We start from the raw sequence: 16968 nt of genomic DNA, 5'->3' as shown, positions 1-16968 counted from the left end.
TGTATGGAAAGGGTATGTCATAAATGGATTTGGGGTTAGTCTATCGCCGCTGATAAGTGAGGAGGCGTTCATGACCACAGAGGATACGATCTCCCCACTTCCGGAATGGCCTGAATACGGTTTGGTGGAAGATCTGCTGCCCACACTGACCCGCTGGACTACCGAGGGAAGACGCGCAGCACTTGCAACCCTCGTAGGCATTACTGGTTCGTCTCCACGTCCCATGGGAAGCGAGATGGTCATTGCCGATAACGGCGAGGTTGCTGGGTATGTCTCTGGGGGATGTGTCGAAGCTGCCGTCATGCATGAAGCTCTTGCTTCACTCGCAGATGGCCTGCCCCGTACACTCGACTACGGCGCCGGCAGCCCCGTGCTGGACATCCAGCTTACATGCGGCGGTCGAATCACAATTTTCGTCCGCGCGATCACGGATCTGTCTGTCTATGTGAGTCGCCTGAGCGAAGCCCGTAAAGACCGGCGCGCCCTGACAGTGCTTACCAACCTCAAGACCGGCGAGATGCGATTTTCCGACGCTGAACATACGGCGGCGGCTTCTGGCGAATTCGCCAAACTGCATGAGCCTCCGACCCGCCTCATCCTTGCGGGGGGAGACCCCGTGACGCTCGCCATCCTCAAGCTCGCCCGCAGTATGGACATGGAGACTATCCTTCTGCGTCCGCTTGGTCCCGAACAGGGACCGCCCGGCCTAAGTGCCGCCAGCTATGATCGCCGTAATCTCGACAGGGCTTTCGAAAAGCTCCTTCCAGACCGCTGGACCGCTGTCTATACCCTGACGCATGATGCCTTCACCGATCTTCGCATTGCAGAATACGCCCTGAAATCCGCAGCTTTCTGCGTAGGCATTCTTGGCAGCCGTCGTAAAATTGCGAGCCGCGTTGATGCCCTGCGCAAGGCTGGCATCCCGGACGCCACATTGAAGCGCCTTCATCTGCCTGCTGGCATAGAAATTGGTGCGCGGTCTCCGGTCGAAATCGCAGTATCAATTCTGGCGCAGATTACCGCATCGAGAAACGCAACCCTGCCTCAAGTGACGCGATGAGCCGCCACGCTGCAATTCTTCTTGCCGCCGGGGGAAGCTCACGGCTCGGATTCCCTAAACAATTACTCCTGAAAAACAGCGTTCCACTGGTTCGTCAGATGGCTCAACTGCTGCTGGAAACCAACCCCGCCAGAGTGATTGTCGTGACCGGTGGAGCGTCAGAAGACGTCATGGCGGCACTACACGAATTACCCGTGGAGTGCGCTTTCAACCCGGAATGGAGGACAGGGCTTGCGAGCTCTGTTCAAAGCGGCATCCTCGAATTGCAGGGCACACGCTTCGAGGCTGCCCTGATCACTGCCACGGATCAGCCATTTCTGACGCTCAGCCATCTGCAACAACTCGTGGAGAGCCGCCCTGAGAATGGCGACATTATATCTGGATACGGTGTTGGCAAAGGGGGCGGAATACCTGTCTGCCTCAGCAGACGGACCACCGCCCGCCTGAGCGAACTGGATGGAGACGCTGGCTTCCGGAAGCTATGGAACGCTCACGAGCGGCCAGAGAGGATCGAAAACCCTGATCTTCTTTACGATATCGATACAGTGGAGAATCTGAACCTCGCGATCGACCGGGGCGTCATGGACGCTATTCAGCCGATCACGAGCTTCAATCATGCCTGAGAAAGCCTCAGACGATGCGGTGCACCCAGTTGAATGCATCATTCGTCCGGCCGCCCTGCAAATCAGTCAGAACTTTTTTCAGGCGCAGGGACACTGGGCCTGGCGTTGTACCATCGCCAAACTTTGCTTCGCCCGCAGGACGACGTAGCGAGCCGATTGGTGACAGAACAGCGGCTGTGCCACATGCAAAGGCTTCAACATATTTACCTGACGCCGCACCTTCGAAGAGCTCATCAATTTCGATCTGCTCCTCAACAACCTCAACGCCTTCTGCAGCTGCAAGCTTGATCAGGCTGTCGCGCGTAATGCCGCGCAGAATTGTACCACCAAGTGGCGGTGTAACGATTTTACCGTCATTGCGGACAAACATCACGTTCATGCCGCCCATTTCCTCAACAAACCTACGCTCACGCGCATCGAGGAACAGCACTTGATCACAGCCCTGCGCTTTGGACTCTGCCTGCGCCACGAGGCTGCCAGCATAGTTGCCACCACACTTGGCTTCACCCGTGCCGCCGATTGCAGCACGCGTGTAATTCTCCGACACCCAGACCGAGACGCAACCTGAACCGAAATATGCACCAACCGGACACGCAATCACGATGAACAGATATTCAGTTGCGGGCTTAACACCCAAAAATACTTCATTAGAGATCATGAAGGGACGCAGATAAAGGCTCTGCCCCTCGCCCGATGGCACCCAGTCCTGATCAATTTTTACAAGTTCATCGACCGCCTGCAAAAACAGGTTTTCAGGCAGGACAGCCATTCCCATGCGCTGTGCAGAAGCCGCAAAACGTGCTGCGTTGGCCTGTGGACGGAAACTGGCGATATGGCCATCCTCACCACGATAAGCCTTCATACCTTCGAAAATTTCCTGACCATAATGCAGGACGGTAGAAGCCGGATCGATGCTCAGAGGACGACGTGCCGTAACCTTCGCATCATGCCAGCCATCGGCTTCATTATAACGGATAATTGCCATGTGATCGGTGAAGACGCGACCGAACGAAGGATTGGCAAGCAGTTCTGCGCGACGCTCAGGAGCGGTGGGCGCGTCGGTTTTCTCGATGGTGAAAGTCGTCATGGAAAAACGGTTCCGGAAATGGCGTCAAATCAGTGCGTGCACTGTGCCACATAAACCGTCCAACTGGCGAGAGGCCAACAATCTCTTGCTACAAGCCTCTGACAGAAAACAAAAAAAAACCGGCCACATCGTGACCGGTTTTTTTGTGCAGTATCGAAACTTGCCGAGAAATCAGCGCTTCGAGAACTGGAAGGAACGACGTGCCTTGGCGCGACCGTACTTCTTACGCTCAACCGTACGGCTATCACGTGTCAGGAAGCCAGCAGCCTTCAGGATGCCGCGCAGACCTGGCTCGTAATGTGTCAGTGCACGGGAGATACCGTGACGGACTGCACCAGCCTGGCCGGAAAGACCACCACCAGCGACGGTGCAATACACGTCGAACTGGTTGTAGCGATCCACGATCAGGAACGGCTGGGTGATGAGCATACGCAGGACAGGACGTGCAAAATACGTCGTGACCACGCGGCCATTGACGATGATGTCACCCTTGCCAGGCTTGATCCAAACACGGGCAACGGCGTCTTTACGACGACCGGTTGCGTAGGAACGGCCCTGTGCATCGCGCTTCACTTCGTGAACCGGTGCAGAGTTGGTGGTGACAGGAGCAACGCCGGCAAGATCCTGCAGCGTGCCGGTGCGCTCGGCGGTGGGGCGCTCTTGGGTCTCGGACATGATACAGGCCTTACGACTCGTGGTTCAGGGTGTTCTTGCGGTTCATGGCGGCCACGTCCAGCTTGACGGGCTTCTGACCGTCATGCGGATGCTCTGTGCCAGCATAAACGTACAGGTGCTTCATCTGGGCGCGCTGCAGCGGGCCGCGCGTGATCATGCGCTCAACAGCCTTCTCCACAACATGGCCCGGGTTCTTGCCCCCAAGGCGCTGCGTGATGGTGCGCTGCTTGATGCCGCCCGGATGACCGGTGTGGTAGTGGAAGAGCTTCTGGCCAACCTTGTTGCCGGTCAGAACAACCTTCTCTGCATTGATAATGACGATGTTGTCGCCGCAATCAACGTGAGGGGTGAACTGCGGCTTGTGCTTGCCGCGCAGGCGGTTGGCAACGATGGTGGCGAGACGGCCGAGAACGAGCCCTTCGGCGTCGATCAGCACCCAGTTCTTCGTCACCTCCGCAGGTTTCAGCGAAAGCGTGGTCTTCATTAGTGACATTCCAGCTTGGGGCGTGACGTAAAGCCACACCGTGGATGGCGCCGTTCGGAACCGAACAGCGGATCAGGTGCGGCCTTATTGCGGGATGCGCGCCTCCCGTCAAGTATTCTTTGCAAAACAGAATAGGCGATTCCTGCCTGTTTCCCGCCATTTTTTACGATATGGTATTATGTTACCGCACATTATTCGTCTTCAAAGTTGCTCCACAGCCCCACAGTGATATCCTGCCCGCGAAATTCAGACACTCGTCCACCGCCGGGAGGCGCGGGCGCCAACAGGAATGACAACGTGAATAGACCCTGGCTCACCACGAGCCTGATCGGGGTGATCGCGGCCATGGGGGGCATTGGTGTCCATCATGAAGCCCGTGTTGAGCTCGAACGGGGACTCTCCCGCTTTCAGGCCACCCTCCCTCCGGGTGCGACATTTACCTATTCTTCGGCCCACCCCGCCATTCTGGCCCGGGGTGCCGTACTGACAGATGTCATCCTGCAAAACGGTAACCAGACTTTCCGTGCATCCAAAATGCATGTCGGACATCCACAGAGCACACCGGATGGGGGCCTTGTCATTTCCAGTCTCGATATCCGGGACCCATCCGTGCAGACGCCGTCGCTGATCATGCATGCCGATGCTTTGTCGTTTCGCAAACTCGTAACCCCGCCTCCTGAAGCAGGAAGTACCAATCTTACGACTATAAATCTGGATCACGTTGCGCTTGCACATGGGCGCGTTGATCATCTGACAATCCAGAACATAGCGCGCGCGCAGTCAGCTTCCACACCGCAAATTTATAATGTGACGTCCGATAAGGTTTCCATCGACGGATACGGCCCCACGACAACAACAACCCTCTCCCTGACGAACACCACAGCCATCGTCGGCAGGACAATCATCAAGCCCGGACAGCCACCACGTCCATTTTCCGCACAGCTTTCCCTTCAGACATTCCGTCTCAAACAGGCTTCCTTACCTGAAATCATTGGCGCCCTGCAGAACGGAACGCCCACTCCACTCAACACACCTCCAGCCGAAAGCTTTTCGGCTGACGGTTTTCAGATTTCAGCACCTGTCGGAAATTTCCGCATTGATCGCATGACAGGCAGCGGCAAGCAGCTCTCTGGTATTGCGTCATCGCAGTTCCTGATGAGCGGTCTTCACGTCAGGGTGCCCGGAAAGATGCTGCCCCTGACTATTGATGGGGCACATTCATCCGTTCGTATAACGCAGCATAACAATCCGCAGACTGGTGAAGCCAACTCCAACTGGCAGCTCGCTATTCCTTCTTTTGCCAACGTGACACTGGATTTGCACCTCACCCTGCCCGCACAGGAAAAGGACACAATTGTCCAACGTACGTCCCAGCAGATCCTGAACGGGAGCACGCTTTCTAGTCTGGCGATTTCCGTGCAGGGAGACCGCTTTATCAATGGCCTGTCGCGTCTGACCAGCAATACGAAGCTGGATGATGCGGGTCTTGCGAGTGCCAAACAACGAAACGTGCAGGTTGTCTCGATGCTCCTCGCACCTTTTCCAAATCTGGGAGCCGTTCCAGACTTCCTGAGTGATCCGAAGGGTCGCACGCTTACCCTCTCATATGCTCCCGCATCTCCGCTGCCTCTGGGCGCTCTTGGAGCAGTGGCATCGCGATCGACGTCCATTTTGCAGTTGATCAATCCAAACGACCTCAAAGCTGTCGTTCAATGAGCGAAACTGCGCTTTCCGCTCCAGTCTGCGTCATTGGAGCCAATGGCCGCTCGGGAGCAGCCCTGTGCCGGGCACTTATTGCGGAAAAGGTCCAAGTAATTGCGGTCGTGCGTAGCGCGGGCAAGCTTGCCCCAGACCTCGCCAGTTCATGCAAGGCCGTACGCATTGCCGAACTGACAGATCCAGTAGCGCTACCAATAGCTCTTGAGGGAGCATCGGTCGTCGTCAATACCGCACATGCCCGCCATATCCCGGAAATTCTGGCGGCGACACGCGCGCCTGTCGTAGCCCTCGGAAGCACACGCAAATTCACGAAATGGCCCGATGACCACGGACAGGGCGTTCTGGCCGGGGAAGCGGCACTGCGTGAGGATGGGCGGCCTTCTTTCATTCTGCACCCGACGATGATCTATGGGGCGCAGGGAGAGGACAATGTTCAGAGGCTCGCCCTACTGCTGGAGCGCCTGCCGATCGTCCCCCTGCCTGGAGGAGGGCGCTCCCTCGTGCAGCCCATTCACCAGGCAGACGTAACACGTGCCCTGCTCGCTGCCATTCATCTGCTGATCAAGGGAGACGTTGCGGCGCCTGAGAGCATCGTCATTGCAGGCGCGGATGCTGTTCCTTACCGGACATTTGTTCGCATGGTTCTGATGTTCTCAGGCCTTGGTGGACGACCGATCATCTCGCTTCCCGGATGGCTGCTGATCGCAGCATCACGCATCACGAAGCATATTCCCGGGCTTCCCCGTATCGCCCCTGAGGAAGTACGCCGCCTGCTTGAAGACAAAAATTTCGATACCACCCCCATGCAACGCAGACTCGGTGTTCATCCGACATCTCTGACAGCGGGGCTTCAACATCTCCTTGCAACACCACAAAACGGAACAGAAACGAAAGCCTGATGGCTGAGTGGCATGATAGTTTTATGACTACCCAGCTTTTACCTCACCAGACACATTCCTCTGTAATGTTTTAATTTTGTCATAAGTCATTATAAAATAACGATTTTAAATGGAATTATCAAACACGGCAGTTCACTAATTTTTTGTTTCAATGTCTTGAAACCATCACACGACACTCATTCAGTCCGTTCATATGGTCCCGTCCGCCACGTGGGGAGTTACCCCACCTTCTGACAGGGTCGACAGAAATGAAGCTGAAGCTTGCGCTTACCACCTGCCTCACGGGCGTTTTTGCCCTCTCCGGATCTGGTCTTGCGTGGGCACAGACTGCCCCTGAAAAAACTGATAAAGTCCATACCCGCAAAACTGCCTCGACAACAGCTTCCAAGCAGCACTCGGCGAATGCAAAACAAGGCATTGCAGAAGCAAAATCGCCTGAATCCATCATTGTTCTGGGCTCAGGTGCGGCCCGTGAAACACAGACGATCTCGCACAATGTCATTCAGCAATATGTCCCCGGAACGAGCCCGTTCAAGGCGCTTTCAAAGCTGCCCGGGGTCATGTTCACGACATCCGACCCGCTGGGTTCGTATGAATGGTCACAGCAAATCATCATCCGTGGCTTCGACCAGAGCCGCCTTGGCTTCACAATGGACGGCATACCGCTCGGCAACCTGTCATATGGCAATGACAATGGCCTTTCGATCGGCCGTGCGTTGCAAACTGAAAACAATGGCCCCGCTACCCTGAGTCAGGGCGCCGGATCTGTAGGCGTCGCCGCATCCAACGATCTTGGTGGCGCACTGGAATTCACATCCATTGATCCGACACGAAAATTCGGAGCAGATGTCGCGGGCACAGTCGGTTCTTCAGGAACATGGCGCACATTCGCCCGGATCAACAGCGGCGAACTCAAAGGGGGCGGCCGCTTCTACGTATCCTATAATCATCAGGACGCGAACAAGTGGAAGGGCGATGGCGTCCAGAAACAGGATCAGGCCAACGCAAAATATATTCAGCCATTTGGCGAGCATGTGAAGCTCACCGTTTTCGGTGACTGGTCCAAGCGCGCAGAAAACGATTATCAGGACATCTCGCTCGCCCAGATTAAGAAATACGGCTATAATCTGGATAATATCACGGGCAATTACGCGCTGGCGAAGCAGATTGGTTATGCCTACCAGAACGGCACGGCCTTTCCATCCAGCGTCCAAAATCAGGATACATCCTATTTCAACGCGGCAGGCCTTCGTGAGGACGCCCTGGGTTACGGGCGCCTCGACTTTGATATCACAAGCCGCCTGAAAGGGTACGTGACCGGCTATGGTCACACCAACACAGGTGAAGGCGCATGGGTCACACCCTACCTTCCCACCCCCACAGCTCTCGGTGGTTCACCGCTTTCAACACGCACAACAGAATACGACATTCACCGCGCGGGGTTCATTGGGGGCCTGACCTACAAGCTGGCCAATCACACAATCGAAGGCGGATTCTGGTTCGAAAACAACAACTTCGAGCAGGCACGCCGTTTCTATCCGCTCAACGTGAATGGCGCTCCTTCTTCCACATACTGGTATCAGGGCAACTCATTCTACACCCAGTGGCAGAGCGCCTTTAATACAAAGACCTATCAGGTCCATCTGGGAGACACCTGGCAGATCCTTCCCGCACTGAAGGTCAATTACGGCTTCAAATCGCTGATCGTGGACAATACGGCCCGAGCCATGAGCGGAAATTATCTCGGAACACCAACAGGCACCACATATCCATCCGGCTCTCTGAGCGCCTCAAACGGATTTCTGCCGCAAATCGGTGCAAATTACCGCCTCGATCACAACAACGAAATTTTCGCAGATTATTCCCGCAATATGGCAGCATTTGACAGCGCGCAGACATCCGGTCCGTTCTCTACGACGACCGCAGGATTTCAGGCACTGCAAGGCAAGCTGAAGCCGGAAATGTCCAACACCGAAGAGCTTGGATACCGCTTCCACAACCGCACGATTCAGGCATCGATTACTGGCTATTACGTCGAATTCGCCAACCGCCTGCTTTCTGTTACGCAGGGGGTAGGCATTTTAGGAAATGCTTCAGTCCTGACCAACGTAGGTGGCGTGACCGCCCGCGGCGTTGATATGGCATTCAACTGGCGCTTCGCAAAGAACTGGTCGCTGTTTGCGTCCTACGCATTCAACAACTCGTTCTATGACAACAATGTCTACGCTGACGGACAGATCTCGGCGCAAATCAAGAATAAAAATGTCGTAGGCATGCCGCGCAACCTTGCCAATGTGCAGCTTGGTTATGATGACGGGCGCATCTGGGGCAACGTGCTGATGCAGTTCCAGGATCGCCGCTACTACACATATACCAACGACGCATCCGTTCCGGCCAACGACATTTTCAACCTCAACGTGGGTTATCGTTTCCAGAGCCAGAACTGGTTCCTGCGCGGCGTGGACGCACAAATCAACGTCACCAACCTGTTCGACAAACGCTATGTCGCCACTGTCGGCAGCACGGGCTTTGTCAACTCCGATCCAAACGGCACCGTCCAGACCCTTCAGGCTGGCGCACCGCGCATGGTGTTCTTCACGCTACGCAAGCATTTCGACTGATCAGGAATCTTCCATGCCAGCTCCGACACCAAACCGTCGTCAGTTTCTCAAATTTGGTGCGGCTATGGCCGTGGCGGGAAGCCTTCCGGAGAACGTCCGGAAGGCTCTCGCCATTCCAGCCCACCGCGTCACCGGCACGATCATGGACGTCGAGCATGTCGTGATCCTCATGCAGGAAAACCGGTCCTTCGATCATTATTTCGGATGCATGCAAGGTGTCCGTGGTTACGGTGACCCCCGCGCGCCTCATCTGCCCGACGGAAATTCGGTTTTCGTACAGCCGGATGGAAAAGGGCACACCGTCATGCCTTTCCGCCTCAATACCATCCACACATCCAGTGCGTGTATCGCCAGCCTGGATCATAGCTGGAAAGGCAGTCAGAAAACCTGGAATGGATGGGATTGCTGGGTCCCTCACAAGACATCCATGACCATGGGTCATTTTGTCCGTGAAGACATTCCTTACTATTACGCACTGGCTGAAGCCTTCACGATCTGTGACTCCTATCACTGCTCGATATTCGGCCCGACCAACCCAAACCGACTCTTCCTGTTTTCAGGAACCAGTGGGCTCGCGGTCAATCAGGATGGCAAGCAGGCCACGACCAATTTCGACGATGGAAACTGGACAGCCGATATCTCGAAAGACAAACCCGATTTCGTACCCCTCCGCTGGACCACTTATGCAGAGGAACTCCAGAAAGCCGGTGTCTCCTGGCGGGTCTATCAGGAGTATGACAATTTCGGAGACAACCCCCTTGTTCAGTTCGCAACATTCCGGGGCGTCGAGCGGCATTCATGGCAATACCTGAATGCACGCCAGATTGTGCCCGGATCAACGGAAGACAACCAGCACGACCCTGAGGGCCGTTATCTTCTGGACGCATTTGAACACGACGTCGCGCATGGAACACTTCCGCAAGTCTCGTGGATTGTTCCGTCCGCAGCATTGTCCGAGCATCCAAACGCTCCTCCAGGCTATGGCGAACACCTTATTTCAAAACTGATGGATATCTTCGTCCGCCATCCGGAAACGTGGTCCAAAACAGCCTTCATTCTCAATTATGATGAAAATGACGGCTTTTTTGATCATATCCCCGCCCCCGTACCTGCGCTCGACAGCACACAGGGGTCCAGCACGGTCTCTACGGCAGGAGAGTCCTTTCAGGGAGAGCCGGTAGGCCTTGGCCCGCGCGTTCCAGCACTGGTCATTTCTCCCTGGACCAAGGGAGGATGGATCAATTCCCAGCTCTTCGACCACACATCCGTTCTTCGGTTTCTGGAAGCCCGCTTTGGCGTCCATGCACCCAACATCACGCCATGGCGAAGGGCCGTGTGTGGTGATCTGACCTCCGTGTTCGATTTTTCACAGCCTGACAGTTCATGGAACGCCGAACTGCCGGACACAGGTGCATATCTGGCGGAAACGCGCCATTCCTGCGCCTTTCCCCATCCGATTGTCCCGACCCATCAAAAGCTTCCAATGCAGGAGCCGGGTCAACGTCAGGCACGTGCGCTCCCGTACAGGCTACACGCAGACCTCACACAGACACAAAACGGACCGATACTCCTGATCGCCAATACCGGCTCAGAAGGTGCAGTTTTCCGTCTCCATAATGGCGGAGACACGCGCCATTATACTGTAGGCGCAGGCCATGAGGTTCCAGTTGAAATCGGGAGCGCCGGAGTAACGACACTCCATGGACCAAACGGCTTCTTTCGTTCCTTCAAGGCCCCGGACAAATTGCAGGGTAGCCTGAATGAAAGCGAGAACGGGATCAGTCTTACCCTGAAAAACACTGGTGAGCACGACATGATCGTCATGCTGACAAGCGCTTATAACGCTGGGATGCGCCAGGATATTGAAATCCTGAAAGGCGCCACAGCGCATTATGAACAGTCCGTCACAGACAGCGATCACTGGTATGATCTGCTCGCAACCGTCAGCGGAAAAAACGCTGCACACATGCATTTTGCGGGCCATGTAGAAAACGGAAAGTCCAGCAGAACCGATCCCCTGATCGGGCAAAATAACAGCTGACATACCGGACAGTGTCTTCCTGAACATTTTCAGAAGGCACTATCTGCCGCCTCGCATAGAGGCAGCAGTTGATACGCACACAATGCCACCAGCTATCCGGGCGCAAAAAAGCCCGGAGCGATCAGTAACTGACGCAGCATGAAGGCCTCCAGAAAAGGAGACCTGCTAACTTATTAATTTTTATATGAAAAAAAATGCTGGGGCGAATGACGGGGATCGAACCCGCGACAACCGGTACCACAAACCGGCGCTCTACCGACTGAGCTACATCCGCCACACAGCGATGCGTGATTTAGAGAATACGAAAGCGTTCGTCCAGCCCTTCATGCAATTTTTTTCATGAAGATGCAGATTTCTTTGCCCAGACGTCAGATCACCGGCACGCCACCTGTCACCGCAATATTGGCACCCGATATATAGCTCGCTTCATCACTTGCGAGCAAAACATACGCACATGCAAGCTCGGCGGGCTGACCGGGCCGCTTCATCGGGCTGTCTGCACCAAATTCGTGCACATGATCCTTGTCCATCGTCGCAGGGATAAGGGGCGTCCAGATAGGGCCGGGCGCTACCGTGTTGGAACGAATGCCCTTTTCACCCAGAAGTTCTGCGAGACCACCGCTGAAATTCTGGATCGCGCTCTTGGTTGCGGAATAGGCCAAAAGCTTGGGTTTCGGCCGATCAGCATTGACCGAAATCGTATGGATCAGGGAGCCGCCCTGAGGCATATGCGGGATCGCCAGTCGTGACATTCTGAACACCGCACCAGAATTGGTGGCAAAAGTATCATCCCATTCATCTTCGCTAATCTCATCCAGGCTGTGGCGCTCAATCTGGAATGCAGCGTTGTTGACGAGAATATCCAGTCGTCCGAATTCCGCGACCGTACGATCCACAATTTCCCGACAGACATCCCGATTCTTGATATCGCCGGGGACCAGAAGAGCCTTTCGCCCAGCTTTCCTAACCCATGACGCCGTCTCCTTCGCATCCTCCATTTCCTCGGGCAGAAAAGACAGCGTCACGTCCGCTCCCTCCCGGGCATAAGCGATGGCAACTGCACGCCCAATGCCGGAATCTCCGCCGGTAATGATGGCCACCTTGTCGCGAAGACGATCGTGCCCGACATAGCTCTGCTCACCATGATCAGGTTTGGGTGTCATTAGCGACGTCTGACCAGGAATGCGTTCCTGCAGGGGCGTGTTGAATGGCGACTTCGGATAGGCGCTCATGGTCGGTCTCCTGACAGATATGATGCCCTCCCAACGCCCTCCCCCCACGAAATGTTCAATCGTCTTTCAGGGAAATGCCGGGTTCATCCTCACGCTCTTTCCCGCTACACTGCCCTCACCATTGCCGCGCCGGGCCCGAATACGTCGCACCCTTTTCACTTCCAGTTACCAAGGGATTTTCATGACCCCCGCTCTCTATCGTCACCAGTGGGTACAGAACCCGCTGCGGGATGTGCTTGCCGGTATGGTGGGTACGTTTGCCCTCATTCCCGAAGTCATCGCGTTTTCCTATATCGCAGGCGTTGCCCCTGCCGTTTCGCTTTTCGCGTCTTTTGTTATTTCTGTATCCATCGCCATCTTTGGCGGCCGTCCGGGTATGATTTCCGGTGCGGCAGGATCAGTTGCGCTGGTAGCAGCACCGCTGGTCCACGCACATGGCGTGCAGTATATGCTTCTCGCCACGCTCATGGCGGGCGCATTGCAGGTTCTCTTTGGCGTCCTGCGCCTTCAGGCTGTCATGCGATTTGTATCGGCAGAAGTCCGCACAGGATTCGTCAACGCGCTCGCAATCATGATTTTTGCCGCTCAGGTTCCGCAGATGCTGGGCGTGACATGGCACACCTATGCGCTGATCGCGCTCGGGCTTGCGATCATCTATCTGCTTCCCAAACTTTCAGAAGCAATCCCATCGCCTCTGGTCTGCATTATTCTGCTGACGGGCATTGCCATGGCCGTCCCCATGCCCATTCATACCGTGGCTGACCTCGGTGCCCTCCCCACGGGCCTGCCACAACTGACCATTCCCCATGTGCCACTGACACTCTCAACGCTCTCTGTGGTGTTGCCATATGCCGTGGCAATGGCTGCTGTCGGCCTGCTGGAATCCATGATGACGGCCTCTGTCGTGGATGATCTGACAGACACGCACGGCAACCAGAAAATGGAATGCACAGGTCTTGGCATCTCCAATATCCTTGTCGGAGCATTCGGAGGCATTGCCGGTTGTGGCATGATCGGCCAGACCGTGGGCAACTTGCGCTATGGCGGACGTGGGCGCATTTCCACCTTCACGGCTGGCGCATTCCTGCTGTTGCTGATGGTCGCGCTCCATCGCTGGGTTGGCCAGGTGCCCATGGCAGCTCTCGTTGCCATCATGATCATGGTATCGATCAGCACCTTCTCATGGAGCAGCATCCAGGATCTGGCACGCCATCCAAAGCTTTCCAGCCTGACCATGCTGGTCACAGTTGCGGTCGTGGTGGCAACGCATGATCTGGCGGCAGGTGTCGCTGTGGGTGTTTTACTGTCAGGCGTGTTCTTCGCGTGGCAGGCAGCCAGACTGCTTACCGTCAGCCAGACGCGCTCAGGAGATGTGGAAACCTACACTGCCGCTGGTCAGGTCTTTTTCGCATCTGCCGATGCTCTGGGCGAGGCCATCAACTATCAGACAGACGCCCGAACCATCATTATCGATGTTTCCCGTGCCCGTTTCTGGGACATCACATCCGTACAGTCTCTTGAAAAAATAATCGGCAAACTGCGAAATCATGACAAGACTGTCGAAGTGCGTGGATTACAGCCGGAACAGCACGAAATCATCTCAGCACAGTCACAGGAAAATCTTCTGAGTATGTAAAAACTGCTACGATGCGGGCCCTGTTACAATACAGGTGCCCGTATGATCTTTTTGTAACTGGCAGGCCGCCGCACCTTCTGCTTTCTATCCAGAACAACCTTCACGAAAAACAGTCTGCGTTTTCAGGGCTGTCTCAGAAATGGCAGTTTTTACGGCCCCATGATCGCAAACATGACGCCCTTGGACCGCGGCGAACGGACTGAACGTCCCGCATCCATCGCTGCTGCCTCCCCCATACCCCGCACGATCCGTGACCATCGAATAGATTCCCTCAGGGGGGCCGCACTGCTCATGATGCTGGCCGATCACGTGCCGGATGATCTCCTCAACCGCATCACCATGCGTAATTTCGGCTTTGCCGATGCCGCAGAAATATTCGTCCTTCTCGCAGGGTATGCGTCCTTTCTGGCCTATGGGCGCCTGATAGACAGACAGGGCTGGAGCACCGGAATCAAGCGCATCGCAGGCCGATGTGGCAGACTCTATTTCTACCAAACGGCAATGACGCTCGTGTTCGTATGGACAGTCCGGCACTGGCGGCATTACGAACCTGTCCCTGAATATATCCTCGAGCCCCAACTTGCCCATGGATATGGCTGGCTCTGGCGCATTCTGACATTTGATGCGCTACCAAGTTATCTGAACATCCTGCCGCTCTATATTATCCTTCTGGCGCTTTTTCCCCTGATCTATCGGATCATGAAGGAAAGCGCCTGGGTCCTGTTCGGAATCAGTGCTGCCATCTGGGCCGTTTCAAATATTGACCCGCGCCTCACCATTCCAAACTGGCTGGACCCGAACGGATGGTATCTCAACCCGTTTGCCTGGCAGTTTCTCTACACACTTGGCGTGCTGGGAGCGCTCTGGGCCTCGCGCCATGGCGGAGATCTGCCCTACAAGCGCTGGGCAAGAACGCTTTGCTGGCTTTATCTCGCAGGCGCGTTCGTTTTGTGCTTCCCATACGAATACTGGCACGTACCCAGCCTGCGTCTGTTTCCCGCCCCCGCAGCAAACGGAAAATCCACACTCGTTCCATGGCGCCTGCTGGATATTCTTTCCATTTTCTATCTTGTGCAGTCTTCCGAACTGCTCAAACGCTTTTCAGGCGGAAAACTCGGACAGGCCTTGGCCATGCTGGGGCGCAATTCTCTTGAAATTTTCTCATTCAGCACTGTGCTGGATCTGGTGGGTCGCCTTGTTTTCGGAAGCTTCGGAACGGGTATCGCGCTTCAGATCATCATTAACGTTGTGGGCCTGACCCTCGTCTTCGTACTTGCCGTCCCGCTGGACCGCTCTCGCCAAAAAGCAAAAGCGGCCCGGAATAGTCAGGCTGCAGCAAGCCGGCCCGGATAAAGAATTTCGAAACGACTGCGATCAGCCGCAAAAAGACGGACATGAACATCCATTCCGTCTTCCTGATCCAGCCGCTCAATGACTTCACCATGATCATACAGCCACGCCAGTGCTGCGCCGTCTGTCACACTGAGCCTCACCTGCAGCACCTGCATGTTGCGCGTGAGCTGACGATCCAGCGCCTCGAACAGATCAGCCACCCCTTCGCCCGTAATAGCCGAAATGGCGACAGCATTATCGCGTTTGGGTACAGCCTCTATTCCGCCAACCAGATCTGCCTTGTTCAGGACCTCAATGGTGCGCTCAGGCCACTGAGCGTCGATCATGCCATCGCGTGCCATCCCATCCAGCACACCCAGAACATCCGCGCGCTGAGCCGCGCTGTCGGGATGAGCAATGTCACGCACGTGCAAAATGACATCCGCTTCCGAGACTTCTTCAAGAGTAGCCCGGAAAGCCGCAATCAACTCGGTAGGCAGTTCACTGATGAACCCAACAGTGTCTGACAGGATGATCTGCCGTCCCGATGGCAGCCGCAGGCCACGCATCGTAGGGTCCAGCGTTGCGAAAAGCTGGTCCTGTGCATGCACGGAAGACCCCGTCAGCGCATTGAACAGCGTGGACTTGCCCGCATTGGTGTAGCCAACGAGCGCAACGATCGGAAACGGGACGCGCCTGCGGGCATCACGATGCAGACCTCGGGTGCGCCGGACCTGATCCAGATCCTTGCGAAGGCGGACCAGACGCTCATCAAGCATCCGGCGATCCGCTTCAATCTGCGTTTCACCCGGCCCACCCAGAAAGCCAAAGCCTCCGCGCTGGCGCTCAAGATGGGTCCACAGACGAACAAGGCGGGAGCGCTGATATTCCAGATGAGCCAGCTCAACCTGAAGCACACCCTCACGCGTCGCTGCACGCGCGCCGAAAATATCAAGGATGAGGCCCGTCCGGTCCACCACCTTGCATCCAAGCGCCTTTTCCAGATTACGCTGCTGCACAGGTGAAAGACGGGCGTCCATGACCACCACATCGACCTGATCCAGCTTTACGGCTTCTGCAAGCTGCTCCACCTGACCGCTACCCAGCAGAGTTGCAGGACGACGGGCACGCAGAAGAATGGCAGCCTTCCGAACAACGACGAGACCAATGGAGGCAGTCAGCCCAACGGCTTCCTCAAGCCTGGCATCCGCTGCGCGGATTTCTTCCTGCGGACTGGCTTTTTCCCATGGGAGAATAACGGCAGCCCGTGTCGCGGGCCTTGCAGTTTCAAATCCGCTCAATGTCGCTTTCCATAAATCGGGGCATCGTGGCCACCGGCATGATTGTGCTGACGGCATGCTTGTAAACGAGCTGAACGTGCCCGTCGCGCCGCAGCAGAAGGGTCTGGCCGTCAAACTGGGCCACAACCCCCTGAAGTTTTACGCCATTGACGAGAAACACCGTGACCGGTGCTTCCGACTGACGCAGATGGTTTAAAAATACCTCCTGCACGCCCGTTGGATCGGCAGAAGACGGAAGGTCTGAAATCACTGTGGTAT

At 55.7% G+C, this 16968-nt stretch carries 14 protein-coding genes and 1 tRNA gene; 8 read left to right on the top strand and 7 right to left on the bottom strand.

Annotation, left to right across the window (positions count from 1 at the left end; all coding sequences use genetic code 11):
* The first annotated feature begins 70 nt into the window (after positions 1-70).
* Positions 71-1060 carry an XdhC family protein gene (locus tag GWA01_RS01005; RefSeq protein ID WP_146793152.1) on the top strand — a complete coding sequence of 330 codons (990 nt, stop codon included), beginning with the start codon at positions 71-73 and terminating at the stop codon, positions 1058-1060.
* Positions 1057-1683: a nucleotidyltransferase family protein gene (locus tag GWA01_RS01000; protein WP_146793150.1), complete on the top strand. Its 627-nt coding sequence runs from the start codon at positions 1057-1059 to the stop codon at positions 1681-1683. The genes GWA01_RS01005 and GWA01_RS01000 overlap by 4 nt, the downstream gene beginning before the upstream one ends.
* A gap of 7 nt (positions 1684-1690) precedes the next feature.
* On the opposite strand, the gene GWA01_RS00995 is transcribed toward GWA01_RS01000, so the two are convergent.
* The 3 genes from GWA01_RS00995 to rplM all read right to left on the bottom strand — a co-directional run bounded on the left by GWA01_RS00995 (position 1691) and on the right by rplM (position 3929).
* Positions 1691-2770 (bottom strand): branched-chain amino acid aminotransferase, encoded by a 1080-nt coding sequence (locus GWA01_RS00995; protein ID WP_146793148.1) that lies wholly within the window; start codon positions 2768-2770, stop codon positions 1691-1693.
* Between the two features lie 171 nt (positions 2771-2941).
* Positions 2942-3445, bottom strand: a complete 504-nt coding sequence (rpsI, locus tag GWA01_RS00990; protein WP_146793146.1) for a 30S ribosomal protein S9 — start codon at positions 3443-3445, stop codon at positions 2942-2944.
* A 10-nt stretch (positions 3446-3455) separates the two neighbouring features.
* On the bottom strand, positions 3456-3929 hold the full coding sequence (rplM, locus tag GWA01_RS00985) for a 50S ribosomal protein L13 (RefSeq protein ID WP_146793144.1): 474 nt from the start codon (positions 3927-3929) through the stop codon (positions 3456-3458).
* A gap of 297 nt (positions 3930-4226) precedes the next feature.
* Between rplM and GWA01_RS00980 the strand changes: the two genes are divergently transcribed.
* The 4 genes from GWA01_RS00980 (at position 4227) to GWA01_RS00965 (ending at position 11209) form a co-directional block, all read left to right on the top strand.
* On the top strand, positions 4227-5645 hold the full coding sequence (locus GWA01_RS00980) for a hypothetical protein (RefSeq protein WP_146793142.1): 1419 nt from the start codon (positions 4227-4229) through the stop codon (positions 5643-5645).
* Positions 5642-6547, top strand: a complete 906-nt coding sequence (locus GWA01_RS00975) for an SDR family oxidoreductase (RefSeq protein ID WP_146793140.1) — start codon at positions 5642-5644, stop codon at positions 6545-6547. The genes GWA01_RS00980 and GWA01_RS00975 overlap by 4 nt, the downstream gene beginning before the upstream one ends.
* Before the next feature lie 248 nt (positions 6548-6795).
* A complete protein-coding gene (locus GWA01_RS00970; RefSeq protein WP_146793138.1) occupies positions 6796-9168 on the top strand; it encodes a TonB-dependent receptor in 2373 nt (790 codons plus the stop codon).
* Between the two features lie 13 nt (positions 9169-9181).
* The gene (locus GWA01_RS00965; RefSeq protein WP_146793136.1) at positions 9182-11209 is read left to right on the top strand and encodes a phosphocholine-specific phospholipase C; all 2028 of its coding nucleotides are present in this window, start codon (positions 9182-9184) and stop codon (positions 11207-11209) included.
* A 198-nt stretch (positions 11210-11407) separates the two neighbouring features.
* Here the strand turns inward: GWA01_RS00965 and GWA01_RS00960 are convergent.
* Positions 11408-11483, bottom strand: a tRNA-His gene (locus GWA01_RS00960).
* A 94-nt stretch (positions 11484-11577) separates the two neighbouring features.
* Entirely contained in the window at positions 11578-12441 is an 864-nt protein-coding gene (locus GWA01_RS00955) for an SDR family oxidoreductase (RefSeq protein WP_146793134.1), read from the bottom strand.
* 181 nt (positions 12442-12622) lie between these two features.
* On the opposite strand from GWA01_RS00955, the gene GWA01_RS00950 reads away from it, so the two are divergent.
* Together GWA01_RS00950 and GWA01_RS00945 are read left to right on the top strand one after the other, a co-directional pair.
* Entirely contained in the window at positions 12623-14077 is a 1455-nt protein-coding gene (locus tag GWA01_RS00950; RefSeq protein WP_146793132.1) for a SulP family inorganic anion transporter, read from the top strand.
* Positions 14078-14248: 171 nt separating this feature from the next.
* Positions 14249-15430, top strand: a complete 1182-nt coding sequence (locus GWA01_RS00945; protein ID WP_146793130.1) for an OpgC family protein — start codon at positions 14249-14251, stop codon at positions 15428-15430.
* Here GWA01_RS00945 and hflX read toward each other — a convergent pair.
* Both hflX and hfq read right to left on the bottom strand, forming a co-directional pair.
* Positions 15403-16710: a GTPase HflX gene (gene hflX, locus GWA01_RS00940; protein ID WP_228118261.1), complete on the bottom strand. Its 1308-nt coding sequence runs from the start codon at positions 16708-16710 to the stop codon at positions 15403-15405. The genes GWA01_RS00945 and hflX overlap by 28 nt on opposite strands.
* On the bottom strand, positions 16697-16957 hold the full coding sequence (gene hfq / locus GWA01_RS00935) for an RNA chaperone Hfq (protein WP_186819481.1): 261 nt from the start codon (positions 16955-16957) through the stop codon (positions 16697-16699). The genes hflX and hfq overlap by 14 nt, the downstream gene beginning before the upstream one ends.
* Positions 16958-16968 lie beyond the last annotated feature (11 nt).

The organism is Gluconobacter wancherniae NBRC 103581 (assembly GCF_007988885.1).
Taxonomy (GTDB): domain Bacteria; phylum Pseudomonadota; class Alphaproteobacteria; order Acetobacterales; family Acetobacteraceae; genus Gluconobacter; species Gluconobacter wancherniae.
This window is presented reverse-complemented; position numbering and strand designations above follow the sequence as displayed.